The 26,009-nt window shown below is 45.3% G+C and carries 25 protein-coding genes; 6 read left to right on the top strand and 19 right to left on the bottom strand.

The genetic code is table 11. The features are described 5' to 3' along the window. The first annotated feature begins 221 nt into the window (after positions 1-221). Positions 222-2,441: a glycoside hydrolase family 3 N-terminal domain-containing protein gene (locus tag LQZ07_RS03045; RefSeq protein WP_152783236.1), complete on the top strand. Its 2,220-nt coding sequence runs from the start codon at positions 222-224 to the stop codon at positions 2,439-2,441. Between the two features lie 61 nt (positions 2,442-2,502). On the opposite strand, the gene LQZ07_RS03040 is transcribed toward LQZ07_RS03045, so the two are convergent. The 5 genes from LQZ07_RS03040 to LQZ07_RS24530 form a co-directional block, all read right to left on the bottom strand. Then, on the bottom strand, positions 2,503-3,030 hold the full coding sequence (locus LQZ07_RS03040; protein WP_152783234.1) for a DinB family protein: 528 nt from the start codon (positions 3,028-3,030) through the stop codon (positions 2,503-2,505). Positions 3,031-3,178: 148 nt separating this feature from the next. Next, positions 3,179-3,628 (bottom strand): inner membrane protein YiaA, encoded by a 450-nt coding sequence (gene yiaA / locus LQZ07_RS03035; protein ID WP_040307316.1) that lies wholly within the window; start codon positions 3,626-3,628, stop codon positions 3,179-3,181. A 126-nt stretch (positions 3,629-3,754) separates the two neighbouring features. Beyond that, the gene (locus LQZ07_RS03030) at positions 3,755-4,561 is read right to left on the bottom strand and encodes a DUF2145 domain-containing protein (protein WP_152783232.1); all 807 of its coding nucleotides are present in this window, start codon (positions 4,559-4,561) and stop codon (positions 3,755-3,757) included. Between the two features lie 29 nt (positions 4,562-4,590). After that, a complete protein-coding gene (locus LQZ07_RS03025; RefSeq protein ID WP_016402338.1) occupies positions 4,591-4,971 on the bottom strand; it encodes a hypothetical protein in 381 nt (126 codons plus the stop codon). Between the two features lie 35 nt (positions 4,972-5,006). After that, the gene (locus LQZ07_RS24530; protein ID WP_255484053.1) at positions 5,007-5,138 is read right to left on the bottom strand and encodes a hypothetical protein; all 132 of its coding nucleotides are present in this window, start codon (positions 5,136-5,138) and stop codon (positions 5,007-5,009) included. A 286-nt stretch (positions 5,139-5,424) separates the two neighbouring features. Here LQZ07_RS24530 and LQZ07_RS03020 point away from each other — a divergent pair, with 286 nt between their 5' ends. Both LQZ07_RS03020 and LQZ07_RS03015 read left to right on the top strand, forming a co-directional pair. Continuing rightward, the gene (locus LQZ07_RS03020; RefSeq protein WP_016402340.1) at positions 5,425-6,174 is read left to right on the top strand and encodes a helix-turn-helix transcriptional regulator; all 750 of its coding nucleotides are present in this window, start codon (positions 5,425-5,427) and stop codon (positions 6,172-6,174) included. Between the two features lie 66 nt (positions 6,175-6,240). After that, positions 6,241-7,608, top strand: coding sequence for a carboxylesterase (locus LQZ07_RS03015; protein WP_152783230.1), 1,368 nt, complete (start codon positions 6,241-6,243; stop codon positions 7,606-7,608). 3 nt (positions 7,609-7,611) lie between these two features. Here the strand turns inward: LQZ07_RS03015 and LQZ07_RS03010 are convergent, their stop codons facing one another. After that, complete coding sequence (locus tag LQZ07_RS03010; RefSeq protein ID WP_152783228.1) at positions 7,612-8,742, bottom strand: diguanylate cyclase; 1,131 nt, start codon at positions 8,740-8,742, stop codon at positions 7,612-7,614. Between the two features lie 202 nt (positions 8,743-8,944). Beyond that, positions 8,945-9,364 carry a 2TM domain-containing protein gene (locus LQZ07_RS03005; protein WP_152783226.1) on the bottom strand — a complete coding sequence of 140 codons (420 nt, stop codon included), beginning with the start codon at positions 9,362-9,364 and terminating at the stop codon, positions 8,945-8,947. A 358-nt stretch (positions 9,365-9,722) separates the two neighbouring features. Here LQZ07_RS03005 and LQZ07_RS03000 point away from each other — a divergent pair, with 358 nt between their 5' ends. Continuing rightward, entirely contained in the window at positions 9,723-11,288 is a 1,566-nt protein-coding gene (locus tag LQZ07_RS03000) for an AbgT family transporter (protein ID WP_016402344.1), read from the top strand. Positions 11,289-11,356: 68 nt separating this feature from the next. Here the strand turns inward: LQZ07_RS03000 and LQZ07_RS02995 are convergent, their stop codons facing one another. The 7 genes from LQZ07_RS02995 to LQZ07_RS02965 all read right to left on the bottom strand — a co-directional run bounded on the left by LQZ07_RS02995 (position 11,357) and on the right by LQZ07_RS02965 (position 19,683). After that, positions 11,357-12,640 (bottom strand): TRAP transporter large permease, encoded by a 1,284-nt coding sequence (locus LQZ07_RS02995; RefSeq protein ID WP_016402345.1) that lies wholly within the window; start codon positions 12,638-12,640, stop codon positions 11,357-11,359. Between the two features lie 20 nt (positions 12,641-12,660). Continuing rightward, complete coding sequence (locus tag LQZ07_RS02990) at positions 12,661-13,179, bottom strand: TRAP transporter small permease (RefSeq protein ID WP_016402346.1); 519 nt, start codon at positions 13,177-13,179, stop codon at positions 12,661-12,663. 72 nt (positions 13,180-13,251) lie between these two features. After that, the gene (locus LQZ07_RS02985; RefSeq protein WP_152783224.1) at positions 13,252-14,238 is read right to left on the bottom strand and encodes a TRAP transporter substrate-binding protein; all 987 of its coding nucleotides are present in this window, start codon (positions 14,236-14,238) and stop codon (positions 13,252-13,254) included. A gap of 526 nt (positions 14,239-14,764) precedes the next feature. Next, positions 14,765-15,556, bottom strand: a complete 792-nt coding sequence (locus LQZ07_RS02980) for a pentapeptide repeat-containing protein (RefSeq protein ID WP_152783222.1) — start codon at positions 15,554-15,556, stop codon at positions 14,765-14,767. A gap of 12 nt (positions 15,557-15,568) precedes the next feature. Next, on the bottom strand, positions 15,569-17,548 hold the full coding sequence (locus LQZ07_RS02975; RefSeq protein WP_152783220.1) for a DNA topoisomerase III: 1,980 nt from the start codon (positions 17,546-17,548) through the stop codon (positions 15,569-15,571). Between the two features lie 51 nt (positions 17,549-17,599). Further along, positions 17,600-18,745 carry a glycerate kinase gene (locus LQZ07_RS02970; RefSeq protein WP_152783218.1) on the bottom strand — a complete coding sequence of 382 codons (1,146 nt, stop codon included), beginning with the start codon at positions 18,743-18,745 and terminating at the stop codon, positions 17,600-17,602. 35 nt (positions 18,746-18,780) lie between these two features. Further along, the gene (locus LQZ07_RS02965; protein ID WP_152783216.1) at positions 18,781-19,683 is read right to left on the bottom strand and encodes a LysR family transcriptional regulator ArgP; all 903 of its coding nucleotides are present in this window, start codon (positions 19,681-19,683) and stop codon (positions 18,781-18,783) included. A 91-nt stretch (positions 19,684-19,774) separates the two neighbouring features. Between LQZ07_RS02965 and LQZ07_RS02960 the strand changes: the two genes are divergently transcribed. Then, a complete protein-coding gene (locus tag LQZ07_RS02960) occupies positions 19,775-20,386 on the top strand; it encodes a LysE/ArgO family amino acid transporter (RefSeq protein ID WP_152783214.1) in 612 nt (203 codons plus the stop codon). Here LQZ07_RS02960 and LQZ07_RS02955 read toward each other — a convergent pair. The 4 genes from LQZ07_RS02955 to LQZ07_RS02940 form a co-directional block, all read right to left on the bottom strand. Further along, on the bottom strand, positions 20,383-20,928 hold the full coding sequence (locus LQZ07_RS02955) for a hypothetical protein (protein ID WP_152783212.1): 546 nt from the start codon (positions 20,926-20,928) through the stop codon (positions 20,383-20,385). The two genes, LQZ07_RS02960 and LQZ07_RS02955, sit on opposite strands and share 4 nt — an antisense overlap. Positions 20,929-20,972: 44 nt before the next feature. Continuing rightward, positions 20,973-21,503 (bottom strand): hypothetical protein, encoded by a 531-nt coding sequence (locus LQZ07_RS02950; RefSeq protein WP_152783210.1) that lies wholly within the window; start codon positions 21,501-21,503, stop codon positions 20,973-20,975. 194 nt (positions 21,504-21,697) lie between these two features. Then, positions 21,698-22,591: a DMT family transporter gene (locus LQZ07_RS02945; RefSeq protein WP_152783208.1), complete on the bottom strand. Its 894-nt coding sequence runs from the start codon at positions 22,589-22,591 to the stop codon at positions 21,698-21,700. A gap of 125 nt (positions 22,592-22,716) precedes the next feature. Continuing rightward, entirely contained in the window at positions 22,717-24,063 is a 1,347-nt protein-coding gene (locus tag LQZ07_RS02940) for a class II 3-deoxy-7-phosphoheptulonate synthase (RefSeq protein WP_152783206.1), read from the bottom strand. Between the two features lie 248 nt (positions 24,064-24,311). On the opposite strand from LQZ07_RS02940, the gene LQZ07_RS02935 reads away from it, so the two are divergent. Next, positions 24,312-25,325 (top strand): LacI family DNA-binding transcriptional regulator, encoded by a 1,014-nt coding sequence (locus LQZ07_RS02935; RefSeq protein WP_194164148.1) that lies wholly within the window; start codon positions 24,312-24,314, stop codon positions 25,323-25,325. 56 nt (positions 25,326-25,381) lie between these two features. On the opposite strand, the gene LQZ07_RS02930 is transcribed toward LQZ07_RS02935, so the two are convergent. Beyond that, the gene (locus LQZ07_RS02930) at positions 25,382-26,008 is read right to left on the bottom strand and encodes a DUF1349 domain-containing protein (RefSeq protein WP_227981418.1); all 627 of its coding nucleotides are present in this window, start codon (positions 26,006-26,008) and stop codon (positions 25,382-25,384) included. Position 26,009 lies beyond the last annotated feature (1 nt).

The following is a 26,009-nucleotide window of genomic DNA, read 5'->3' as shown; positions in this document are numbered from 1 at the left end:
TATTGTTGGGTTCATGAAATATTGCTCTGGATATCTTCGAATGTTAGCTAGCCCTCAAAAGCTCAAGCAACTTTCATGAAACCGCTTACTTTAAGGTGAATAAGCCACCAATTTAACTACTATAGGCAGCATAGAATGAATACTCAGCAAGCTGTGACGCTAAACCACTCACTAAAATTCTGAGTAACCAACAAATTGAAGTTAACTAGAGGAACAGCCGCATGTCGCAGCCGTATACCAATCCTTCGCTCAGCGTAGCCGAGCGAGTAGAAAACCTGTTGTCGCTAATGAGCGTGGAAGAAAAAGTGGGCCAAATGCTGCAATTGCCCGCCAACATGCCAGAAAACCTCGACAAACTTGAGAGCTGGAATGTGGGCAGTTATTTGCACTGCACCGGCACAATGGTTGAAGAGCTACAACAGCGTGCCGCCAAAACTCGCCTTGGTATTCCGCTTATTTTTGGTATTGATGCTATTCATGGCCATTGCTTTGAGAACAACGGCACGGTATTTCCAACACAATTAGCCTTGTCTTGTGCTTGGAGTAAACAACTAAGCCAAAGCATGGCGCGTATTACCGCAATTGAAACCCGCGCCTGTGGCCTGCATTGGACCTTTTCACCAGTATTATGTGTAGGCCGTGATAGCCGCTGGGGCCGCATAAATGAAACCTTTGGTGAAGATCCATGGTTAATTGGAGAGCTTGCCGCTGCTGCCGTGTATGGTTACCAAGGTGATAACTTAGCTTCACACGATACCATCTTGGCTTGTGCCAAACACTATGTTGCCTATGGCGAAGCTACCGGTGGCCGAGACGCTTATGAGGCCGAAGTCTCTCCTCGTAAACTGCTTTCATTATTCCTACCGCCCTTTGAAAAAGCGGTAAAAGAAGCCAAAGTTGCCACACTAATGGTGGGTTACCAAGCAATCGATGGCGTACCTTGTAGTGCCAACAGTTGGTTACTGCGCGAAGTGCCTAAAAACCAGTGGGGAATGGACGGCTTTATTGTTACCGATTGGGATAACATTGGTTCACTACACGACAAACAACGCGTAGCAGAAGACTTACGCCATGCTGCAAAGATCGCGGTTGAGTCGGGTAATGACATGATCATGACCACGCCGTCATTTTATCAACATACCATCGACTTAGTGAAAGATGGCGAGCTAGATATAGCCTTAATCGACGACGCAGTATCACGTATTCTTAAATACAAGTTTGAACTAGGTTTGTTTGAAGACTTCCGCTACACCGACCTAAGTAAGAAAGAACAAATATTAGGTAATGCCGATCACTGGCAAGCAGCACTAGAAGCCAGCCGCCAATCGCTAACCCTATTACAAAATAACGGCATTTTACCGCTATCAGATGCTTCTAAACCTAAGATTTTGTTATGTGGCGCTAACGCCGATGATGTGGTGGCGCAGCTGGGTGATTGGTCATTTGGCTCTATGCAAGCGGGCGCAGCCGATGATAGTTACCACCAAAAAGACGCCATTACCTTACGCCAAGGTTTACAAGCCGCTGCTGATGCAGGACGTTGCGAACTAAGCTACGTACGCGGTGCAGCGCCCGCCGAAGCAGAGTTTGAAGAAATAAGCAGTGCAGTAAACGCTGCCAACAACAGCGACATCATCGTTGCCTGTGTTGGCGATACACTTAGCCAGCATGGCGAATTTCACGACCGCGCCGATCTAGATTTAAGTGGTCAGCAACAAGCGATGCTAGAAGCTCTTAAAGCCACTGGCAAACCGCTAATCGTGGTATTTATGGCCTCTAAACCTCTTACTATTGGCTGGGTAAAACAGCATGCCGATGCCATTGTTTGTGCCTTTAACCCTGGCGCGAAAGGCGGCCAAGCGCTTAGCGAACTGCTATTTGGCGAACTAAACCCTAGCGGTAAACTCACCATTAGCTTCCCGCAACATGTGGGTCAATCTCCGGTTTACTACAACAAATATCAAGGCTGGCACGCCCGCTTATCGGAGCGCACCAATAACCAAGAGCGTTATATTGATATGCCTTTATTGCCTCTATTTAGTTTTGGTGAAGGCATTAGCTACAGTGAGTTTAGCTATAGTGATCTCGCCGTTAGTACACCTTGCTTAGCTGCCAACAACGAGCTAAGCCAAGGAGAGGCATTAAAAGTGTCGGTAAACATCAGCAATATTAGCCAACGCTCAGGTGTAGAAATTGCGCAGTTATATATTCATGACTGCGCCGCTTCGGTCACTGTTCCAGTGTTACAGCTACGTGGTTTTGAGCGAGTAGAGTTAGCACCAGGAGAAACACAACGAGTGGAATTTAGTGTGCCCTTTGCTGATTTAGCCTTAATCAACGCGCAACTACAAAAAGTTGTAGAGCCTGGTGCATTTAAAGTATTTGTTGGGCCTTCGTCTAAAGCAGAAGATTTGCTCTCAGCCGACTTTAAAGTAGCGTAAATCAAAGCCAGTTAACGCAACGCCTTCAATACAAAGCCTCTTAAGCTAGCTTGAGAGGCTTTTAAGCATCTGGGATCTGCAATAGTAAATCTGTCACGCCAAGGTCGATTCCAGATTGACTGAGCAAGGTTGAGACTTGACCACGGTGATGGGTTTGATGATTAAAGAAGTGCAATACCAACAACTCAAAAGGCTTTTCCTGTGCCTCACCTTTGCTATTTGTGTAGCTTAAAGCCTGCTGTAAATACTCGGAGCTTAGTTGCTCTGCAAAAGCTATTATCGCCATGTCCATGGCAACCCGTGCTTGCTCTAAGCTGGTGAAATCTTCATAGATAATCTCATTTAAGGCTTTAGGGCGAGGTAATGCTGCTATGTCCACTAAACTACTAAATCCTTTGGGATGCTTAGCAAAGCGCTGTAACCACAAAGTGTCGCCCACTAAAATATGGTTTAGCGTGGCAAAGATTGAGCCAAAAAACGCTTTTCTATCCTGCTTTAGTTGCTGCTCGTTGAGTTGAGCAGCGCAAGCATATAGTTGGCGATTCATTACTTGATTGTATTGCGCCATTAGCGCAAAAGCAGTACTCATTGTAACTCCTTTAAATGGCAGCTAAACAAACAATAACTTTTACTCGTGGTTCGCAGTGAATGTTGTCCATAAGCCTATAATGGTGACTTAGGCGCTGTTCATCAAATTCAAGGTTTGATAAACAGCGCCTAAAAGCAGACACTCAAAACTAGTGTTCCTCTTCTAACTCAGCTTCAAGCGCTTTGCTTGGTTCGTCGTCTGCAAAATAAGCCATGTCGCGGGTATTCTTTTGTACCGCAATGGCGGCAAATAAACATAAGGCGTAAGCCATGGCATAGAAGCCCTTTTCACTTAAGGCTAACGTTGCGTTGAATAGGCCAATACTTAATAGCGCAACAGCTGCAGCTAATGAGAACCAGCTTAGGCCGTAGTAAATCGCAGTTACTTTAATACCTTCTAGCTTGTCACGTACCGATTTCTGTAAAGACACCGATGAAAACAGTCCAAATAACAACAAGGTAAAGTAGTACCCTTTTTCGTTTAGCTGCATGTCGGCATTCCACAAGCCGATAAGGTAAGCGCCTGCACCTAGCATCAACGCGGCCCAAGAGGCGCCAATAAAGGCAGAGGTTGGTTTTGGTAAAGATTGCGATTTCATATCGTTATTATTCCTAAAGTTTAACGGTGCAGAATTACTATCCAATTGATTAATATAACCTAATTCTTTTTCTACTTGGTTCATAATCGTTCTCATATTGAATTTATTAAGATCTTGGTCAATCAATTACAGTAAAGGCTTATAAGCATCATGCTGATAAAGAACTACCGAGTGCTCCAATAACTGCTTCTCATCTAAGTAGCGCGCAATGCTAGTAAAGGTGGCTGTTTGCGGCGTACCATCGTGATCTTTGGTGGTCACTTCGTCTAAAAACAAACCACCCATAAATAACTTAAAACGGTTTACCTTAATCGGCTGTGGGTTAAAGTCTGATTTAGCCAACCACTTCAGCTCTTCTCGGTCAGTGGTATCAAATATACTGGCATTCAACATATCCAAGGTGTGCTCAGTACAGTTTTGAAACTGTCCGTCAAATGGGTTCGCCAATACCGAGTAATTTGGATTGTGTACCACATGATTACCGCCATTGTTTACTAGCGCTAATAAGCCAGCTTGTACTTCTTTATTTGGAATAATAATGCCGGCTTTTAAGCTGTGGGCTCCCCAAAAAAAGTCCACCGGATAGTCGGTGACCAAGCTACTGTGGCCTAAATCCCCTTGGTTTTGGTACAAGTTATAAATTGCATAACCTTTGGTGGTCTCGCCAGAGTCGAGTGTAATGTTTGAGTACACGGCCAAGGCGGTATGAGTAAATTGCACGCCTTTGGGTAAATCTTCCTGCGGGCGACCCACTCGGCCAATAATGAATACGTTGGCTCGGTGTTTAGCTGCATATTTTTCTACTTCTTTAGAAAACTTAGCAATAGCTTCTGGCTGATGCTTGGCATCTTCAGCTGGCGCGCTGCCGGCGTAACTGCCAACACTTGTTACGGTAAAAACTGCGGCAATAATAAGTTTCTTTATAGTTTTCATGAAAATATCCCTATGTTTATTATCTTGGCTTATTGAATAACGATGATGTCGCCGATTTCAAAAGGCACTGGCGCTCCTGCCTTCTCTGCTATACCTGCCGCACTCACTGTTGCAGTGCTCCCTACCACCGCAACCGATGCAGCAGGAACAGCTACGGAAGCGCCAACGGGACCACTCTCTGCGGCACTTTTACCAACTTGGCTACCAACATTTGTACTTAAGCCACCAACTAACATTACCGGCGTAGTGGCAGCACTCACGGCTACTTGACCACTGCCTTTTAGCCCTGTTGAACCGGCTAAGGCTGAATGCTTGGCTGATTGATTAAAGTTCTGGCCCGACTCGGTAGCGACAACATTTAAGCTAGTAAGGGCGATAGAGGTGATAAAAAGTGATTTCCATAATTTCATTTGATAATTCCTTTGTTGTAACAATTAAGAGCAGATTAGTGGGCAGCGCCAACAATAACTTCGTCGCCAATTTCAAAAGGCACTGGCACATTGGCTTCTTCAGCAATATGTTGTGTACCACTGGCCACACCGCGGCTTACTTCTGCTACGCCACCACTTACCAACATAACCGGAGTAGCTACCGCGCTAACCGCAACTTGACCACTACCAGCTGCTCCAGCTGAAGCTGCCAGTGCAGAATATTTTGCAGATTGACTTAAGTTTTCGAGAGACCCACAGCTATAGCATTCAAGCTAGTAAGGGCGATAGAGGTGATAAAAGCTGATTTCCATAATTTCATAATAATTCCCTGCTGGTTAAGTTCGCATTAACCATAAAGTCCAGGAAATTCAGTGTAAACGGCGCTGTATTATGTTTATTATGAATAAACACTAAGTATAGTATTTGTATACCATGAGCCAGTTAAAGCAGATCCGCGACACCCTTAAACAAGTTTTTCGCCAACAAGGTTTAACCTATAAAGACGTTGCTCAGCGCTTAAACATGAGTGAAGCCAACGTAAAGCGTATGTTCTCTACCAATAGTTTCTCTTTAGAGCGTTTAGAGGAAATGTGCCACATTGTTGAACTCAACCTGATTGACTTGTTTCTACTGGCAGACCAAGAAAAAGAAAAGCTTACCCACTTAACACGTGAACAAGAACAAGAGCTTATCGACGACCATAAACTGTTTTTGGTGGCGGTATGTGTAAGAGACTCTTGGACCTTCGATGAGATAATTCAGCGCTATGACTTAAGCGAACATGAGTGCATTCGTTTAATGGCGCGCTTGGATAAACTTAAAATGATCCAGCTGCTACCAAACAATGCCTATAAGCTACTTATCGCTCAGGATTTTCGCTGGCTGCCGAATGGCCCGCTAGAGCGCTTCATGGAACAAATTGTACTGGCCGAGTTTATGAATTCACGCTTTAACGGCGACGATAGCTTCCGCTTTTACCTACGTGGCCACTATTCACAAAGCTCTATTGAGATTATTTTGCGCAAACTTAATCAACTAACTAAAGAAGCCGCTACGCTCAATCAACAAGATGCCTCGTTACCCTTAGATAAACGCCGCCATACCGGCATGTTGTTAGCGCTGCGGCCATGGGAAATTTCAATCTTTGAAAAGCTCGCCCGTGACAACAAAAACGCTAGTTAAGCCAAAAGCTTAGGCATACACTATTAATCTATCACGATAAGTGAACCACAATATTAAGGATGAGTAATGCTTTGTTTAACCCACCTTTTTCGTAAACCCGCTAGTTTATTGCTAGGGGTTGTAAGCTTGGGCATTAGCTCGTTGAGCATGGCACAAGACTTCACTGAAAACTGTGTAAACATTAACTCTCAGCAGCAGTTAATTGAGCAATACATTGAACAAGCTCCCTATCGCCAAGCTCTTCCCAGTAAAACCGCTACCTTTTCTTATTCTCAAGATCAAAGCTACCAAGCCTATTTAGATTATGCCCAGAACCTGATTGCTCAACGTAACCCACGGGCAATGATGAGCTGCCCGCTATCTAGCCAAAGCTATCAGTTACTCGCCAAGCAACAACAGTGGTTAGGCATGCCGAAAGTGGTACAGCTTATTGCCCCCTTTGAACTTAGCCACACCGATAACAACAAAGCCGTGTTGCTCATTCACGGCTTAACCGATTCTCCTTATCATTTCCACGATTTAGCCTGGCATTTTTACCAACAAGGTTACGATGTAAGAACACTGCTACTTCCTGGCCATGGCACTGCGCCTTCAGATTTAGTTAACGTTACTTATAAGCAATGGCAGCAAGCGGCTGATTATGCCATTGAGCGCACCGCAAAAGATTATCAGCAGGTTTATCTAGGCGGGTTCTCTACCGGCGGAGCGCTAATTCTTAACCACCTTTTGGAACAACCAGACAATAAACCAGCCATTAAAGGTGTGATGTTGTGGTCTCCGGCCTCCCAAGCCAGCAGCGGCGTAGCGTGGATGGCAAAATATGTTAGCTGGTTAAGCACATGGTTAGATAAAGAAGGGGACATTGATTTTGCTAAGTACGAGTCTTTTCCCTACAACGCTGGTGCTCAAGTTCATGGCTTAATGAAACGCATGAACAAACGCTTGGCTAAAGCCGATACACTGCCAGATATTCCCTTGCTAGTTGTTGCCAGCGAACACGACCAAACCATTAGCACAGCAGCCACATTAGAATTATTAAGCCAATGGCAAAGCAAACAAACTGGCGCAGCTAAATCTGCCAATCATCTAGTTTATTATGGGGAACAAAGCAGTATTCCAGAAGCGCTAAACAGTCAGGTAATGATAGAGTTTCCGAGTTGCACTACGGCCTCTTGCTCAGCAGTAAAAGACGTTGCGCATACAGCCACTATTAATGCACCCAGTAACCCACATTATGGGGAAAATGGTCACTACCGCAATTGCAGCCATTACCTAGCCGACTTACCAAGCTACCAGCAATGCAAACAATCTAAGAGCGTGGTGAAAGGTGAAAAAACCGAGCAAAACTTAGCGCAAACCCCACATTTACAGCGTTTGAGCTACAACCCTTATTATCAGCAAATGCTTCGCAGCATTGAGCAGTTCATGCAATAAGCACTATGCCTGCACGTCTGCGGGCATTTTCATTCCTTCTGGAAGTTGGTAGTGATTGTGCAGCTGATATTGATTGCGGCCACTTCGCTTGGCAATGTATAAGGCTTTATCGGCGTACTTACACAAGGATGAAAAGTCATGATCAATTGCCGAGCTGGCAACGCCCACGCTACAAGTAAGGTACATAGAACTTAAAGATTCTGGATGGGCAATATGCAGGTCCTCTAGGTGTTGCACAATTTGTTGCGCTAAATTGCTCGCCTGCTCCTCGCTCATACAGCCTGCCAATACAAACTCTTCGCCTCCCATGCGCCCTACAACGAGTTGATGGGGTTTCGCCAAGGTATTCAATAATTCACCAAAGCGGCGTAAGGCTTGGTCTCCCATCGCATGGCCCATACTGTCGTTAAGCAACTTAAAATAATCTAAATCGCAATACAAAACCGAAAAGGCGCGCTGGCCACTTTGAGCTAACAAGGCTTCAGCTTTTTCATCAAAGGCGTGACGACGTAAACACAAACTTAGCTGATCAACCTCTGCAATATGTTTTAGCTGCCTACGTTGATTTATCAATTGGTTGAATACACCAACTCTGTGACTAAACAAAATCAGCGCGACAATCGAGCTCATGCCCAAACCAAAAGCAAAATGCACTACCGTGTTAGTGTCTTGGTCCATCTGCACAACCAAGGTAGACCAGCCAGCGGCAGCCACCAACAGGGCCAGTAACAACAGGGTGCGTTCAATCATAAAGCCGCCAGTTGCAACAACGACTAACATCAAGGTACTACTTTGAATAATGTCCTCAGTGAGTGCCATATGGGTTAAGGAGTTGGCCAGCATTAATGCCACTACAACCAAATGCATCGCGGTAGTAGCTGGGTTAATAATCTTGGGTAAATAGCGAGTACTAACATAAATAAGCAAGCTAGAGACCAACGCCATACTCGCTAAAATCCAACGCTGAGTCGGTTCATCTATAACCAGAAGGTGAGAAATCCCCAAAATTAAATACACTGCACTAACCACATAAGCCAAGCGTAAGCTTTGTGGTAATGCCAGCTCTTGCTGCTGTTGATATTTGTCTTTGCTATAAGGCTGCAACAAATCTGACTTTTTGAGTTTCTCTAACAATCTCTTGACTCCGGTAGCTCAATTTTTCCCTTGCTTCAAACTGTAGCAATAATTGAACTTTAAATTTGGTAAAACCTTACCACTGGTAAATTGATTCCGGAGCTTAACTGAAACACCGACTAGGCTGAACACAATCTAGTCAATAAATGAGAAAAAATATCAAATTTGGTTATAAACCCTCATTTTTTCGGTGTAGCGTCGCTTAAAAGCGACACCTTTTAAACGATAATCCTGCTACCTGAGTGGGTTGAGCAAGTTTTCGCCATACCTTTAAAAAGCCTAAGCCATGACTAAATAAACCAATGCCCATGCCTAACATTGGCCAAAAAAACCACCATGGCCCTCCGGTTAGCCAATCAATCAAAAACAACATGCAGCTAATCGAAATATAACTCCCCGCATGGATTCTAAAGGCTAACAGTTTTTTCCATTGTGCGCGTCGCAGTTGCTGCTGTTGTTGCCACAACTTGAGCGCAGCTTCGGTTTGTTTAGCATCCAATCCAGATTGCTCGGCAATATCAAACAATTCAGGCTCACTAACAAAGTTTTGCTGGTCTTGTTGCTGGCGTAAGGCCAAAGCAATAATTTGTTCTAACTGTTGCGGCGAATAACTATTGTTCATGTTGGTGTCCTAGCCCATGTAACTTTAAGTAAACATAACGCGCCAACTTGTGCCTATCGATGTTTTGCGACCGAGTGTTTAAATCACCGATAGAAGGTTATATTCAAAGATAAGCGACACTAAAAATAGCGACTGCCTACAGTCACTCAGCAGGACAAACCAAGACAAAAAAACGACAAAAACAAGTTAAACAATGCATTAAACTGCAATTTTGTATAAAATAGGATTTATTAACTCAAAGCAAAGGGAAGCCTCATTCACTATGCTGGTTTGATAAGTTTATTTTTTGGTCACTTTAGGTGATGAATCACAACGAAACTAACTAAACCGGAGAGTTTAGAAAAACCTAGAGGTATATATGAGTTCTACCACTACCAGTGAGCCAGCCCCAAATAAAGGCGGTATCGCACGCTTCTTAGACACTATTGAGCGTGTAGGTAATAAATTGCCTGATCCAGCAATGCTATTCCTTGGATTGATGTTTTTTGTATGGCTGCTTTCCGCCGGCCTATCTTATCTAAGTTTCAGCGAAATTGATCCTCGCAGTAGCGAAACCATCGTCATTAACAACCTGCTTAGCGCCGAGTGGCTTACCACTTGGATGACCAACATGGTTAAAATCTTCACCGGTTTTGCGCCATTGGGCGTAGTGCTCGTAGCGGTATTAGGTGTAGGCGTTGCAGAGCGCTCTGGCTACATTAACGCAGCCTTAAAAGCGATGTTAAAAGTAACGCCAGCCAAGATGATTACTCCTGCAGTAGTATTGATTGGCGTTATTTCTAGCGTGGCTACCGATGCAGGTTACGTGGTAGTTATTCCGCTAGCTGGGGTAATTTTCCACGCCATGGGTCGCCACCCGATTGCAGGTATCACCGCTGCCTTTGCCGGTGTATCTGGCGGTTTTTGTGCTAACTTTATCCCCTCTGGTCTAGATCCTTTACTACAAAGCTTTACCCAAAGCTCGGCGCAACTGTCAGACCCAGACATGATGGTTAACCCGCTAAATAACTGGTTCTTTGCCTCTGCTTCTTGTTTACCGATTGTGGCTACCATTTGGTACATCACCGATAAAATCGTTGAGCCTCGCCTACAAAAAAATAGCCCGATAGCCGACGACTTAGACGTAGCTTCTGACATGCATTCTACCAGCAAGCAAGAAACCTTCGCGTTTCGTGTAGCAAGCTTAGTAATGTTAGCCTTAATCGGCTTATTGGTTGCAGCCGCATGGGGAGAAGGTTCTAGCTTGCGTGACGCAGACGGCTCGCTCACCAGCTTTAGCGCACCAATGATGCAAATCATCGTGCCACTTATCTTCATCTTCTTTGTGATTCCAGGTGTGGTATTTGGCTACTTAAACGGTAGCTTCAAAAACTCTGATGACGTAGTGGCAGCCATGTCTAAAACCATGGAAACCATGGGCCACTACATTGTTATGGCCTTCTTCTGCTCTATGTTTGTATGGGCCTTTGGCCAATCTAACATTGGCGTACTTATGGCGGTGAAAGGCGCTAACTTCTTGCAAGCCATTGGTATGGGCGCGCCCGCAACCATTGTAGGCATGATTGTGTTGGTGGTGTTAATTAACTTAGCAGTGGGCTCTTCATCAGCTAAATGGGCATTGATTTCGCCAGTTCTAGTGCCAATGCTAATGCAAATGAACATCTCACCAGACTTAGTGCAGGCCGCTTACCGCGTGGGTGATTCTAGCTCTAACATCATTACCCCCTTAATGCCTTACTTCCCGTTAGTAGTAGTGTACTGTCAGAAATACGTAAAAGGCACCGGCATCGGTACTTTAGTAGCGACCATGCTGCCATACTCTATTGCTCTGGCCATTTTCTGGACGATATTCCTACTGGCTTATTGGGCACTAGGTTTACCATTGGGTCTTGGCGCAAGCTATGTATACCCAGCTCCTCTGTAACAGTAAGTAATTCACTATTTGAAACTAAAAACGCGCCAAAAGGCGCGTTTTTTTATGCTGCTTTAACCTTACCCCGCTAACCACATTGGCAAGGCTAAGGAGACTTGCGGAATAAATGTAGTGAGCACTAAGGCGACCAAAATAGCGATATAAAACGGCCATATCGATTTTACTGCTGATTCCATCGGTACCTTACCCACCGCACAACCAACAAATAAACATGCACCTACTGGTGGCGTGCATAAACCTAGCCCTAAGTTCATCATTAAAATCATGCCAAACTGCAAAGGGTCGATACCTAATGATTGCGCCACAGGCAAAAATATTGGCGTACAAATTAATATCAACGCTGCCATGTCCATCACCATACCTAACAGCAACAACATCAGGTTAATCAGCAAAATGATCACAATCGGGTTATCGGAAATACCACTAAGAAAATCAATCATCTTGCTCGGCACTTGGAAGTAAGTAAGCATGTAAGCAAAGGCTGCTGCACAGGCAATTAACACCATCACCATCGAGGTGGTTTTCACCGAGTTAACCACCGCCGTTTTAAATTTGTCCCAGGTAAGTTGACGATAAACCACTACTGTAACCACCAGCGCGTAAATAGTGCCAAAGGCGCCAGATTCAGTCACCGTAAATACGCCCGATAACACCCCGCCCACAATAATTACTGCAGTAAGCAAACCCGGTAAGGCCACGACAAAGTGAGTAAATAACACCACAAAACCGGGGAACTTTTCCGCTGAATAGCCGCGCTTTACCGCAACGATGTAAGCGGTAATTGCTAAACATACACACATTAATACGCCAGGCACCACGCCGGCTAAAAACAGCTGGGAAATTGAAATACCACCGCCGGCTGCTACTGCATACAAAATCATATTGTGGCTAGGCGGGATCATAATGCCGGCAATCGAAGACGTTACCGTTACATTCACTGCATAGTCTTCGTCGTAGCCTTTCTTCTTCATTACTGGAATGAGGATCGAGCCTAATGCAGAAATGTCGGCCACCGCCGAACCCGAAATGCCGCCAAATAACATTGAAGACATAACATTCACTACACCTAAGCCGCCGCGCACCGCTCCAACCGCCGAAGACGCAAAACGCACTAAGCGCATGGCGATACCGCCGTGAAACATCAATTCACCAGCAAAAATAAAAAACGGGATAGCCATTAAAGAAAACACGCTAATGCCAGCAGTAATCCGCTGAAACGCAATTAGCAGCGGTAATCCTTCGTAAGCAAAAGCAGAGACCGCAGCAATGCCTAAAGCAAACGCCACTGGCGTGCCAATAATCACCCCAATTACAAACACAGCCATCAAAATAACTAAACCCATAACCTAATCCTTTAGTACCGCTAGCGCATAAGGGCCGCTTTTACCCGATGAAATAAATGAATGAGATGACCAATTGAATAGAGCAAAACCAAGCCGCCACACAGCATAATGGGAATTGCTCTAATCCCTTCAGGCACACCCAGCAAGGGGATGTCAGAACCCCACTTAAACAGCATTAGTTGATAACTGTTTACCATCATTACGCAGCCAAATATGGCCAGAGAAAGTTGCGAAATTAGCTGGAATAGCTGCTGCAACCAAAAGGGGCTGCGGTCGTAAAAAAAAGACACGCCCAAGTGAGTGTTTTTATGAATACCTACCGAGGCTCCCAAAAATGCAATCAACACCACCAGCAACAGCGATAGTTGCTCTACCCAAGTGGGTGTGGAGTTAAGCACATATCGGCCAAACACCAACCAGCCAAAAGTTAGTGTAAGCACCACTAAAGCAATCCCTGCCACTAGCAAGCTAAGCTGGCTTAAGTAATCAAGAAACCGATCGTAGCGCGAGCGCTTAAGCGCATCAGCTTGCTCAAACATAAGCACCTCTAAATAACAAAAAAGCACCACCCTCAATCAAATCACTGATTAAAGGTGGCGACGAGAACTCGATTACTTAGTGTTTTTAATCAACATAACCAAAGGTTTAAGCTCTGGGTTCTCACCCAAATACTTGTCATACACTGGCTGCATCGCTAATTGGAAAGGTTCTTTTTCGCTAATTTCGTTTAGCTTAACGCCGGCTTTAACGACCTTGTCTCGGCTAAATGCTTCGCGTTGCGCCCACAAATCTCGCTGCACTTGAGCAGACTCTTGCGCTGCTTCTATTAACATTTGCTGCTGCGCCTCTGGCAGGCGTCGGAATGCACTGGCATTTGCACATAAGCACTGGGGAATAATTAGATGTTGTGATAACGAGTAGTAACCGGCCACTTCAAAATGCCCCATCGATTCATATTCAGGCCATCCATTTTCGGCACCATCAACAACACCGGTTTTAAGCGACTGATACACTTCTGCATAGGCAATTGGAGAAGGGTTGCCACCTAGCGCCGATACCATGCCAGAATACAAATCGTTGTTCATCACCCGCACTTTCATGCCGGTAATATCTGCAGGTTGAGTAATCGGTTTTTTGGAGTTATAAAACGAGCGCGCTCCTGCGTCGTACCAAGCTAAGCTAATTAAGCCTTTTTTCTCCATAGCAGCATTAATTTGATCGCCTACTGCGCCATCCATCGCTTTGTGCATATGGGCGACATCGTCAAATACAAAAGGTAGCGATAATACATTAGCCTCTTTCACTATCGGACCAATCGGGCCAAGACTAAAGTTGCCAATTTCTAAGCCGCCAATGCGCACTTGTTCAATGGCGTCGGGTTGATTGCCTAATACGCCAGCATGGTACATTTTAATACTAAAATCGCCGTTGGATTTCTGCTCGACCAACTCAGCAAATTTGTCCATGCCCACGGTGTTTGGGTAACCCGCCTTGTGAATATTCCAGCCTTTCCACTCTGTAGCCTGTGCGCTAACACTTAAGCCTAGTGCCAAACTTAATAAACTAGCCGAAAGTAACGCTTTGTTACGCTGTTTCATGTCCCGTCTCCAAATCATCCATAATTCACGCGCGCACAATCCAAACCTTGGAACAGCTGAGCGAGCCGCATAGATTGGCAACGCCAATCACTAGGGTCTGTTGATCTTTGCTGATGGTTTTTGCAGCAATTTATTAGCCATTTAGGCAAGGCTGTGAGTGTGCAGTTAAGTGGGCTTAATAATCACTCGCTAACGCTGCATAAATGGCTAAGAAATGCTGCCCGAAGGGTTCAGATAAGCGAACTTTACTCTTTGTTAAGCACTTCTTGCTTAGCCCACTAGGCTTCTAAGTGCTCGCCGCGATTAAAGCCCGCTTATCTCGAACAAAATTTCAACACCAAAGATCAACAGACCCTGGTAATACAATATTGCTAATGATTGGATTTTAGACAAGCTGGATAGCAAATATTTATAAAGCAAATGCGAACAACACATCAAATGGACGAAAGGAGTAGAAGAGTAATAGCTAAACTAAGAGCCACGCCACAGATTGGTATTACTTTATGATGTAAAGAAATTTAATCGGCTAGTTATCGGGGTACACCACAACCCCTAAACTTTCTATTAAGGCCTCCATTTGCCAGCTAAAAATCTTTACCCCAGACAAATCTATCTGGCGTATATCAATACCGGCAATATCAGCATTACGTAAATCAGCTTGAAACAACTGTAAACCTTGGTAAGTGCTTGGCGAAAATATGCTAGCGCTAAGATTCGCGCCCTCAAGGTTTACTCGGTTTAGCACCGCTTCACTCAAGTTACAGCCATGCAAATCACACTTAGCTAAGTTAACCCCTTCAAAATCGCTCAAACTAAAGTTGCTATGGCTAAGATTGGCAGCACTAAATACTACTTTTCTGCTCACGGCCTTGGAGAAGTCGGCAAACTCAAAGCGGCAGCCTTGCGCATGACAATGCTCAATCACCACATCAAATAACTCAGCTCGGCTAAAGTTAGCAGTAGAAATATCGCAGGCTTTAAATTCGGCTTGGCAAAGGTCTGCACCGCTAAAGTCACAAGCGCGTTGGCGTTTTCGGTCGTATAAGCTGCAGTTAATAAATCGGCTCGCAGTTAAAACCGCCCCACTAAAATTACAATTAAACAGCTGGCAACGTTCAAAACTCAGCTCGGTTAAATTGGCTTCACTAAAATCGCAATCCATAAAAATACACTGGCTAAAGCTAAGGTTAGCTTGCTCAAGCATGCTCCAGTCTAATTCACAGAATTGACGATGCTCAATTAAGCCCTCGTTATCACTTGGCTCGAACAGATATTCGACAGGCTGTTTGGCTGCCAACAGGGTGGTAGGTTCTGTCATAGCGATGCTTTCTTATGCTGCAGGCTTAGCTTTGCGTGAGGTCTTTTTGGCTAAACTTCCTGCGCGCTTGGTATAGCTTCGGCTGCCGCCTTTATTGTTAGTTCGCTTTTTTCGATAAGCTTTGTTGCCTGCAGGTTTAGCCAAACCAGCAAAAGCTTGCGCATTTACACTAGCACTCTGCTCAACTAATTGGCTCAGCTGGCCTTGCATGCCTTGCATAAAACCTTGGTAGCTTTGAGCTTTTTGACTAATAGCATTAAGTTGGGTTTCCCAGTGGGCGGTCATATCTGGCCAAGTGCACAACGCAGGGAGCGCATTGATTAATGCCTTGCCACTATCACTGGCGTGAATCTGTTTAGCTTGGCGCAGCAAAAAGCCACGCTTAAATAACAGTTCAAGAATACCCGCTCGCGTAGCTTCGGTGCCTAAGCCATCGGTATCTTTTAACACCGCCTTTAAACTGGGATCTTGCACGTATTTAGCAATACCGGTCATAGCTGCTAGCAAGGTGGCATCGGTAAAGGCTTTAGGAGGCTGGGTTTGTTTATCTAGCACTTTAGCATCCACACATTGCAGCACTTGTCCTTGCTTTAGCGGCGGCAGAGTAGCCATGTCTTCTGCCGACTTTTTCTGCGGAAACAATGCCTTCCAGCCTAGCTCTTTAATCTGGTTAGCGGTGGCTTTAAAGTGCCCATCGGCAATAACAATATTGGCTTCGGTATGGGCGTACTGATAATGAGGATAAAACTGCAGTAGATATTGGCGGGCAATCAGCTCATACACATTGCGTTCGGCCTCACCTAATTTCGCCACTGCATGACGTTTTTCGGTAGGAATAGTCGCATGGTGGGCGTCAACTTTAGCATCATTCCAAGCCTTGCTGCGTTTTGTTAAATCGGCGTCTACACAGGCCTTTTCTAAGTGCTGACTATTAGCCTGAATAGCAGCTACCACCTTAGGCGCTTCTGCATGATGCTGCTTGGGTAAATAACGGCTGTCGGAGCGAGGGTAAGTAATTAAGTTATGTCGCTCGTACAAACCCTGGCATATATCCAAAACTTGTTTAGCACTATAAGCAAAACGTTTGGCTGCATCAATTTGCAAACTGGATAAATTGTAAGGCAGCGGTGGCGCTTGTTGTTTATCTTGCTGCTTAAGTGATTGCACCAAGCCCGCTTGCTGATTCACTCGTTTAACCACATGCTCTGCTAAAGGCCGGCTAAGCACCCGCCCTTCTTCATCTTGATAAGGTTCGCAAGCTTCACTAGGTTGCCACAGCGCGGTAAAAGCTTCTGCTTGCTCGGTGTGCAGATGGGCTTCTACTTGGTAATAGGGGCGGCTAACAAATTCGGCGATCTCTTGGTCACGCCGTACCACTAAACCCAAAATAGGAGTTTGTACTCGCCCAACCGACAGAACTCCTGAGTAACCTTGCTGCTGGCCTTTTAGGGTATAAGCGCGAGTTAGATTAATGCCATATAACCAATCGGCGCGAGAGCGCGCCAATGCAGAGGTAGAAAGTGCTGAGAACTCTTGATTGGATTTTAGCTGTTTTAAGGCGCGACTTACTGCCGCTGGGTTTAAATCACTAATCAACAAGCGTTGGCATTGCTGCTTAAGAGTTACTTTGGCTTTACTGTGCTCAATCACTAAATCTACCAGCAATTGGCCTTCACGGTCAGGGTCACCGGCATGCACAATACTGCTGGCTTGTTTCACTAAGCTTTTAATCGCTTTAAGCTGCGAAGCAGTTTTAGATTTGGCTTTCCACTGCCATTTGTCTGGGAAAATAGGTAAGTGTTCTAAGCGCCATTGCTTAAATTTAGCGTCGTAATGTTCTGGTTCGGCTTGCTCCAACAAGTGACCAATGCACCAAGTTACGCAATCGCCATTGGCCAGCTGAATATAGCCATTATGCTTTTGTTGAGGTTTAGGCAATACCGCAGCGATGGCGCGGGCAAGGCTGGGTTTTTCGGCAATATATAAACGCAATGGACTACAACAACTGTTATTTTATACAGTTATTGTAGTCACTTTTAACACTTAGCCAAGCATTTGTTGGCTAAGTTTGAGGGTAGCAGCCACATTTTTAGCAGATACAAATAGGTTTTGCTCGGCTTCGCTTAATGCTTGAGAAAGATCGCAAGGCCCAGGCACTACCGAAAATACCGCATCAATGCCGTGTTCATGCACCACTTCATAACCAGGCAACATCGCCCCCGCTAAAGCAATCACCGGCACTTCAAATTGCATGGCTATTTGCGCTGCACCATAGGGCGTTTTACCGGCAATGGTTTGGCTATCAATTCGCCCTTCACCGGTGATCAATAAATCCGCCCCTTCTAAACTAGCCGCTAAGTCCACGGCTTCGGTAACAATTTGCACACCGGGGCGTAATTCTGCCTGCATGAAAGCTAATAAGGCCGCGCCCATACCACCAGCAGCGCCACTGCCAGCAACATGCATAATATCAATGCCAAATTGGCTAAATACTACCGATGAGAAGCGGCCTAAAGCGGCATCAAGCTGGCGAATCATCTCAGGGCTTGCGCCCTTTTGTGGGCCAAACACCGCACTAGCACCGTGTTCGCCACACAGTGGATTGTCTACATCACAGGCTACTTCAATGTCTACATCGGCTAAACGAGGGTCTAAGCCCGAGATATCAATGCTTTCTAAATCAATTAACTCGGCACCACCGCGTTTTAAGGGCTTGTTGAATTTGTCATAGAACTGCGCGCCTAAGGCTTGCAACATACCAACACCAGCATCGTTAGTTGCACTGCCACCCAAACCAATAATTAGCTTACTCGCCCCAGCATCTAAGGCGGCGCTAATCAGCTCGCCAGTTCCATAACTAGAGGTTTTACGCGGATCTCGCAAGGCCGGTTCAACAAGGTGTAAACCTGAGGCTGCGGCCATTTCAATTACCGCGGTTTGCTTGTCACCTAATACACCAAAAAAAGCTTCAACTTGATTACCACGTGGCCCGGCGGCCAACACTGGCATGATTTGTCCATTGGTGGCATCAACCATGGCTTGCACAGTACCTTCGCCACCATCGGCCAAAGGCACCTTGCAATATTCGGCATCGGGAAATACTTGCTGGAAGCCTTGTTCTATCATCTCGGCCGCTTCCATGGCACTTAGGCTTTCTTTAAATGAATCGGGCGCAATTACTATTTTCATCGGCTTTCCTTTTCAATCTATAGGCTGGCTGCAAGTTACTGCTGGGGCAGACAATCTTGGGTATAACTGCGGATCTGCTCACTCAGTTGTTTCATTAACTTACCTGCTAATTGCCAGTGATGCCAGTACAACGGCACCCTAACTTGTAGGCTAGGTGTAAGGTTAATTAAACTTCCATCATCCAGATGTTTAGCCACTTGCAAGCTTGAGTTAAGGCTATAGGCTCCACTGGCTAAAGCCAGCTCCATAAAGGCTTCAGAAGAGCGTACTGTGTGGCAAGGGTACTGCCCTGGGCTTAAAGAAAAATGCTCTAACAAAAATTGAATATGCATATCATCGTGCTGGTCAAACGACATGCCCGGCGCATGGCTTAAGCTGTCTCTGTTCACTCCCTTTGGAAAAAATCGCTGCACAAAATCAGGTGTAGCCACACACAAATATTCCATGTAGCCCAAGAAGTGACTATCACTACCAGCAACAGGTGTTGCATGACTAGTGACACAGGCCAACACCTCACCACTGCGCATCCGTTGCCAAGTGCGCGATTCATCTTCAACGTATAAATTCATCTCTACTCGTTGCTGTTGCAAGGTAGGTGTAAGCGCCGGAATTAGCCAGCTAGCAAGGCTGTCGGCATTAACCGCTAAGGGCAAGGCCTGCACCCGAGTTTCATCGACATTAAGCTGATTAACTAGCTCAGTTTCTAGCTGCACCACGCGCTGATAATGCCCCAACAGTTGCTGGCCTAACTCTGTAGGCATAAGCGGCTGAGAGCGAATTAACAACGGTTGGCCCACTTGACTCTCTAGCGCTTTAATCCGCTGAGAAATAGCCGACTGAGTAAGATGCAAACGTTGAGCGGCGCGTTCAAAACTCTGCTCACTTAACACCGAGTCCAAGGCTTTTAACAACTTATAATCAATATCACTCAGCTTCATTAGTAAAACTTATCTAGCATTAAAATTATTAGGTACATTAAAGCAGATCTTATGGTTATAGTCCTGCCATTGTTTTTGACGAGCTTAACTAATGATTGCGACTTACTTCACCGGCCTTAGCTTAATGGCAACTCTGATCATGCCCATCGGTATGCAAAATGCGTTTGTATTAAACCAAGGCATTCGTCGTCGCCATCACTTGTTAGTGGCGAGCTTTTGCTCTTTGGCCGATGTGTTTTTTATGTGTTTAGGGGTGTGGGGCGGCGCCAAACTGTTTAGCGCCTACCCTTGGTTGTTGTACACCATTAGCATACTAGGCGCTGGCTTTATGATGATGTATGGCTTTCAGTGTTTACAACGCGCTTGGCGGGGTGAAAGCAGCTTGGAGCAAGGTGAAGCTAAACATGAAGTAAAAGCGATTATTCTGGCCTGCTGCGCCTTTACCTTTTTAAACCCCCATGTCTACATCGATACAATCGTCATCTTGGGTGGATTTGCCGCTAACATTAGCGTGGAACAGCGACCGATGTTTGTCGCCGGCGGAGTGAGCGCTTCATTTTTGTGGTTCTTTGGATTAGCACTACTTGGAGCCAAATTAGCCCCTTGGTTAGCCAAGCCGCGCGCCCAGCAAGTTATCGACAGCTTAATTGGTTTAATGATGTTTGGTTTAGCCATTTACTTGCTCAAGTTTGTATTTGGCTAAATTTGATAGTTCTCCCGCTTGCCAATGTCGTAGTGCATTGGCTGGCGACATTTCTGGTAAGCAATATAAATGGCCAACGCAGCAATGCTCAATAACAAAAAACCACGCAAGCTTAACCAAGGGCTAAAACGCAATAAGTAGTCAACAATTAACAAGGCGCCTAACCAACGTAGCCAGCCTAATTGAAAACAAAAGCTTTCTTTAAATGCCAAGGCACCTACCACCAAGTAGAAACAAGCCAGCGCGGCATAAGAAAGCACTGGCCAGTGCCACAGGTAAAATGCCATTGCTAACCATAGCCCCAGCCACGCAGCCCCTTGCACCAAATAACGAATAGCTTTGCTATATAAGTGTAAATTAAAGGCTTGTAATGCAATGGCTGCAGCCAATAACCACAAGGGCTGCCACATCACACCAAGCACCAAGGCTTGATAGGCCGCAGCAGCAAAACTAAAACACAGTAATAACCAACCAACACGATAGAGGCTCACGCTAATTTTATCGATAATGTCTAGCTGTTCTTGATGCCCTACATCGGCCATGGCGTCACTCCTTTACTGCTATTAACGAGCTAGTGTGATTGGTATCAATGCCTACTTAAGTCTCTGGCTAAAATTAGCGCCAAGCCAATAATTTGCAGAAACAAAGCTAAGTTACGTAGGCTAGAGATCCAGCCCATTTGCTCAGTGTAATCATCCATCAAATCGAGATTTTGCAAATACCAGTTATCAATTCGATTACGTTGTTGATCTTGAGCTTTAGCGATTTGCTCATCTAGCTGCGGAAGGTTCTTTAGTTCAAGACGAGGCAACGACGCCATATCTAACCAATATTTTAAATCGTTTTGCAGCAAAGCTTGAACTTGGGACGGAATGGTTTGCTGATTGTGAGCAGCACTAGTGAGTAAACTTAAAATTAGCTCACGTTTGCGTTCTAAGGCATCTATTTGCAACCAAGTTTGTCTAATTAAGTTATCGTTGGCGGTTTGTTGCTGTACCAATTTGTGGGCGTCTTGGCTGACTCGGTCGATATAAAAGTTGGTCATTAGCGCAGCCACCACATTGAATAGCAATCCAATAGAAACCAACACTTGCGTACGTGTGATTGACCAAGCCATAACCCTTTCCCTTCGCCACCAAGAAGCTCAAGCTAAGATACAACAAGCACCTCTGCTAACTGCCCGCTTAGTTGCTTAGCGGCCTTATTACTTAGAACCTATCAACTAAGACCTGCTTTAAGCGGTTTGCATTTCTTATCTTCGCTTGAGCTTAAGTATGGTTAGGGCTTTGATTTATTACTAGGGTCTGTTACTTAGCGCAATTTTGATTTACGCGCGGCAAACACTTGTCGGGGTGAAAAGCCGGTGACTAAAGCGGTGCCCAACAGAATAACCATTGTGCCAACTACTGTGCTCCAACCAATGCTTTCTTGCAAAAACACACTGCCCCAGAAAATGCCAAAAATAGGAATTAAGAAAGTAACCGTTAACGCCGACGATGCACCAACATCACTAATTAGGCGATAGTAGAGCAAGTAAGCCACTCCGCTACACACCACACCTAAAAACACTACCGACAACAACAAATTACTGCTTGGCGTTTCAACGACCGGAAAAAACAACAAGGTGGGCAATACCAAAATGGTTGATGCCCACATGCCACCATGCGCATTAGCAAAAGGCTCAACCGATTTAGCCGAGTGTGCATAACTACTGGCAATGCCATAACACACTGCCGCGCCAATAGAGGCAGCAATAGCCAATTTAGCGCCAGGCTCAAGGCTGGCGTTATCAAACCCCACTAAAATAGCCACCCCCACTACACCAATCAGTAAGCCACAGACCTTTTTCACCGGTAACGCTTGGCGCAGCCATAAGGCAGAAATTATCGCCCCCCATATTGGGGCGGTGGCATTAAGAATAGACAGCAAAGAAGCCGACAAGGTTTGCGCGGCATAGGCCAGCAATAAAAATGGCAGGGCGGAGTTGAAAAAGCCCAAGATGAAGTAGTGCCGCCAGTGCTGCATAAGCTGCAGTTTCTTTTTTAAGAAATAGCCCACAACCAATAGAAACAATGCCGCAAAACCCACCCGCAACTCAATCAGCATGGCGGGGCCAAGCACTAGCGCAGCAATGCGCATAAACAAAAACGAACTTCCCCAAATCGCCGAGAGCAACAACAAGCGAATAACACTGGCTAGTTCCATTTAGCTTCCCTAATCCTTAAATCAAAAATGCAGTGTGCAACAAACTAAAATAACAAGCGACCCGATAATTGCTCACAACAAAAAAAAGCCACCCAAGGGTGGCTTTTAGCAAGTAAGCAAACAGCTTAGCGAGCGGCTTTAATATGGTCAGCAATTAAGAATGCCAACTCTAAAGCTTGGTCTGCATTTAAGCGTGGGTCACAGTAGGTGTGGTAACGCTGGGCTAAATCATGTTCAGTGATCTGGAAAGCACCACCGACACATTCGGTCACGTTACGGCCAGTCATTTCAAAGTGAACACCACCCGCGTAAGTGCCTTCGGCTTTATGAATTTGGAAGAACTGCTGAACTTCACGTAGTACGTCATCTACGCGGCGCGTTTTGTAACCATTTGGCGCTTTAATGGTATTGCCGTGCATTGGATCTGAGCTCCACACCACGTTTTTACCTTCGCGCTCAACCGCTTGAATTAACGCAGGTAAGTGGTCTGCCACTTTATCTGCGCCCATACGTACGATTAAGTTCAAACGACCCGCTTCGTTGTTCGGGTTAATAATATCGATAATGCGTAATAGCTCTTCTGGATCAGTAGTAGGACCAGCTTTTAGGCCTATCGCATTTTCTACGCCACGTAAGAACTCGATATGAGCATGGTCGATTTGACGAGTACGATCGCCAATCCATAACATGTGCGCCGAACAGTCGTACCACTTACCAGTAAGGCTGTCACAACGTGTTAAAGCTTGCTCGTAAGGAAGCAACAAAGCTTCGTGCGAAGTGTACAAGTTGGTTTCACGCAACTGAGGCGCGGTAGCTGGGTTAATACCACAGGCGCTCATAAAGGCCAGTGACTCTTCAATGCTGCCAGCTAAAGCTTCGTAACGCTCACCTAGTGGGCTTTTCTTAATGAAGTCCAAGTTCCATTTATGTACTTGGTTTAAATCGGCTAAACCACCTTGAGCAAAGGCACGTAGCAAGTTCAAGGTTGAAGTTGATTGGTTGTAAGCTTCGATCATACGCTGCGGATCAGGCACACGACTTTTCTCGTTAAAGTCGATGGCGTTGATGATGTCACCACGGTAAGAAGGCCAGCTTTCACCATTAATGGTTTCCATGTCTTCACTACGCGGCTTAGCAAACTGGCCAGCAATACGGCCAATTTTAACCACTGGTTTTTGACCACCAAAGGTTAAAACTACTGCCATTTGCATTAGCGCTTTAAAGGTATCGCGAATATGACTGGTACGGAACTCATCAAAACTCTCAGCACAATCACCACCTTGTAGTAAAAATGCTTCACCCTTGGCTACTTTGGCTAAGTCTTCACGTAAAGCGCGTGCTTCACCAGCAAAAACTAGCGGCGGCTGATCAGCTAAATACTTCTCGGTTTGTTGAAGCTTTTCTTGATCAGGGTAAGTAGGTAATTGTTTTACTGGTTTGTCTCTCCAGCTTGAGGGTGTCCATTGCGTCATGTTGCGTTCCCGAGAGTGCTCTAAAAACTCCCATAATAGGCATTCTAGAGCGCATGAAAAGCGCTAATTTTAGTTTTTTTATGCGAGCTTAATTTTTTATTACTTCAGCGCAACAATAAAACGTAAATAACAACAAAAAAAACAACTGAAACAGCTCACATTTTCATACAAATCTACGCTTTGGCCCATAGGGAGGGCACTGCACATTTGTTAACATGATCAACAAGATAACCACTTCTATGAAACCTATGAAACAAGCATCAGCAACCTTAAAAGACGTCGCCAAAGTAGCAGGCGTATCTCATCAAACGGTAGCTCGCGTGGTGAGAAAGTCACCCAAAGTTGCTGAAAAGACACGTATTAAAGTTGAGAAAGCCATTGCCGATTCTGGCTACTTGCCAAATCGCATGGCTCAACAATTGGCGCGTCGCAAGTCTCTCACCTTAGGATTTGTCTCAATTGATATCTCCTTACACGCTATTTCTAAAATTGCGGAAGGTATTCGTAAAGAAGCGGCGAAGCAAGGTTTCACCTTGTCAATCTCAACCATGAATGAGCTAAATCCAGATGCTTGCAACCAAGCTATCGACGAACTGCTTGGTCAACAGGTAGATGGTTTGATTATAAATACCTCGGTGACCCACACGATGATCAAACAGATTCTAGAACGCGGTAATTTGCCCCCTTGCATCTTCATCGACTTTGATAAAACCAGCGAAGCCTTGCAGGTATCTCATGATCAAGTTGGCGGAGCTAGCCTCGCTGCGCAGCACCTTATCGATTTAGGCCATACCAAGATCGCCTTAATTAACGGTGCCGAAGACACCTGTGTGGCTCATTGGCGTGAAACAGGTTGGTTAAACACCTTAGAAAATGCCGGGCTTAAACCAGTACACACCATTCATGGTAAATGGAATGCTCGTAGCGGTTATCAAGCTACGATAGATTTGCTAGATGCTGGCCACGATTTTACAGCGTTACTGGTGGCTAATGATGAGATGTGCTTAGGTGTGTTACGCGCCCTAAATGAGCGCCACATTAAAGTACCAGAAGACATATCAGTAGTGGGCTTTGATAACCACGAAGACAGTGAGTTTTACAACCCACCGCTTACCACTGTTGCCCAAGACTGCCTAGAGCTGGGCGAAAAATCGGTAAGTTTATTGATGCAACAAATGAAAGAGCAAGCACCCGAGCAAGCACAAGTGTTATTGCCAACTCACTTGGTGCAACGCCAAAGCACAGCGCCAGTTAAATCTTAAGATCTTTAGCGAAGGCCTTAGCGCTTAACTAAGGCTGTTTCATTGAAAAGCAGCAGCTACGTTTTGTGTGCTCGCCATATACACGGGCCCAAACTAAGTTGTTCAAATTTAGCCTTAAACGAAGAATTTAACGGGCTGCAAGCATACAAGCCAAACTTGACCGAACAGCTTGCAGCAGCCGGCGGGTCCCTTTGCTCCGCTGAGGTAGCCCCAAGTTGATGCAAATGAAAAATCCGCATTTGCTGATAGTTAACACCGTCTTTTGCGTACTCAATTAAAAAGTCTGGCCCGCGACGACTTAAGCGATACCAAATGTGTTGTGGAGTAGCGATGTCTGTCGTGGCCCAATCGGAATAACCTAAGTTAGTGACCACCGATCCCAGCCGCGATAGGTGAGCTGTTTCATACTCGATAGAAGCTTTAAACCAGTTTTCGTCGTTGAGGTAAATAATCACCCCAGCTTGGTCAAACTGGGCTTGATAATTAAAGCTTACTTTCACGCTCAGGCTAAAGTTGTCTGCTCGCTCAATCAATAGTGCCGGTGCATTGTCATTACGAAAACCATAAAAAGAGCGCTGCCAGAAATCGGTATTGGCTTCGGTTTCGATCACTAACTGGGTTTCGTCTAAAACAAATTGCTTAGGGCGGTTAATCCATTGCCCCTGTGAAAAATCTTTCATCATT

This window comes from Agarivorans sp. B2Z047 (assembly GCF_023373605.1).
Taxonomy (GTDB): Bacteria; Pseudomonadota; Gammaproteobacteria; order Enterobacterales; family Celerinatantimonadaceae; genus Agarivorans; species Agarivorans albus.
The sequence above is the reverse complement of the archived record's forward strand: the minus strand, read 5'-3'. Positions and strand labels throughout refer to the sequence as shown.

Bases quoted from the DNA above. Each gene is read 5' to 3' on its own strand.
- LQZ07_RS03045 (WP_152783236.1), top strand. From the start codon at position 222: ATGTCGCAGCCGTATACCAATCCTTCGCTCAGCGTAGCCGAGCGAGTA.
- LQZ07_RS03040 (WP_152783234.1), bottom strand. From the start codon at position 3,030: ATGAGTACTGCTTTTGCGCTAATGGCGCAATACAATCAAGTAATGAAT.
- yiaA (WP_040307316.1), bottom strand. From the start codon at position 3,628: ATGAAATCGCAATCTTTACCAAAACCAACCTCTGCCTTTATTGGCGCC.
- LQZ07_RS03030 (WP_152783232.1), bottom strand. From the start codon at position 4,561: ATGAAAACTATAAAGAAACTTATTATTGCCGCAGTTTTTACCGTAACA.
- LQZ07_RS03025 (WP_016402338.1), bottom strand. From the start codon at position 4,971: ATGAAATTATGGAAATCACTTTTTATCACCTCTATCGCCCTTACTAGC.
- LQZ07_RS24530 (WP_255484053.1), bottom strand. From the start codon at position 5,138: ATGTTGGTAAGTGGTGGCGTAGCAGAAGTAAGCCGCGGTGTGGCCAGT.
- LQZ07_RS03020 (WP_016402340.1), top strand. From the start codon at position 5,425: ATGAGCCAGTTAAAGCAGATCCGCGACACCCTTAAACAAGTTTTTCGC.
- LQZ07_RS03015 (WP_152783230.1), top strand. From the start codon at position 6,241: ATGCTTTGTTTAACCCACCTTTTTCGTAAACCCGCTAGTTTATTGCTA.
- LQZ07_RS03005 (WP_152783226.1), bottom strand. From the start codon at position 9,364: ATGAACAATAGTTATTCGCCGCAACAGTTAGAACAAATTATTGCTTTG.
- LQZ07_RS03000 (WP_016402344.1), top strand. From the start codon at position 9,723: ATGAGTTCTACCACTACCAGTGAGCCAGCCCCAAATAAAGGCGGTATC.
- LQZ07_RS02995 (WP_016402345.1), bottom strand. From the start codon at position 12,640: ATGGGTTTAGTTATTTTGATGGCTGTGTTTGTAATTGGGGTGATTATT.
- LQZ07_RS02990 (WP_016402346.1), bottom strand. From the start codon at position 13,179: ATGTTTGAGCAAGCTGATGCGCTTAAGCGCTCGCGCTACGATCGGTTT.
- LQZ07_RS02985 (WP_152783224.1), bottom strand. From the start codon at position 14,238: ATGAAACAGCGTAACAAAGCGTTACTTTCGGCTAGTTTATTAAGTTTG.
- LQZ07_RS02980 (WP_152783222.1), bottom strand. From the start codon at position 15,556: ATGACAGAACCTACCACCCTGTTGGCAGCCAAACAGCCTGTCGAATAT.
- LQZ07_RS02970 (WP_152783218.1), bottom strand. From the start codon at position 18,745: ATGAAAATAGTAATTGCGCCCGATTCATTTAAAGAAAGCCTAAGTGCC.
- LQZ07_RS02965 (WP_152783216.1), bottom strand. From the start codon at position 19,683: ATGAAGCTGAGTGATATTGATTATAAGTTGTTAAAAGCCTTGGACTCG.
- LQZ07_RS02960 (WP_152783214.1), top strand. From the start codon at position 19,775: ATGATTGCGACTTACTTCACCGGCCTTAGCTTAATGGCAACTCTGATC.
- LQZ07_RS02955 (WP_152783212.1), bottom strand. From the start codon at position 20,928: ATGGCCGATGTAGGGCATCAAGAACAGCTAGACATTATCGATAAAATT.
- LQZ07_RS02950 (WP_152783210.1), bottom strand. From the start codon at position 21,503: ATGGCTTGGTCAATCACACGTACGCAAGTGTTGGTTTCTATTGGATTG.
- LQZ07_RS02945 (WP_152783208.1), bottom strand. From the start codon at position 22,591: ATGGAACTAGCCAGTGTTATTCGCTTGTTGTTGCTCTCGGCGATTTGG.
- LQZ07_RS02940 (WP_152783206.1), bottom strand. From the start codon at position 24,063: ATGACGCAATGGACACCCTCAAGCTGGAGAGACAAACCAGTAAAACAA.
- LQZ07_RS02935 (WP_194164148.1), top strand. From the start codon at position 24,312: ATGAAACAAGCATCAGCAACCTTAAAAGACGTCGCCAAAGTAGCAGGC.
- LQZ07_RS02930 (WP_227981418.1), bottom strand. From the start codon at position 26,008: ATGATGAAAGATTTTTCACAGGGGCAATGGATTAACCGCCCTAAGCAA.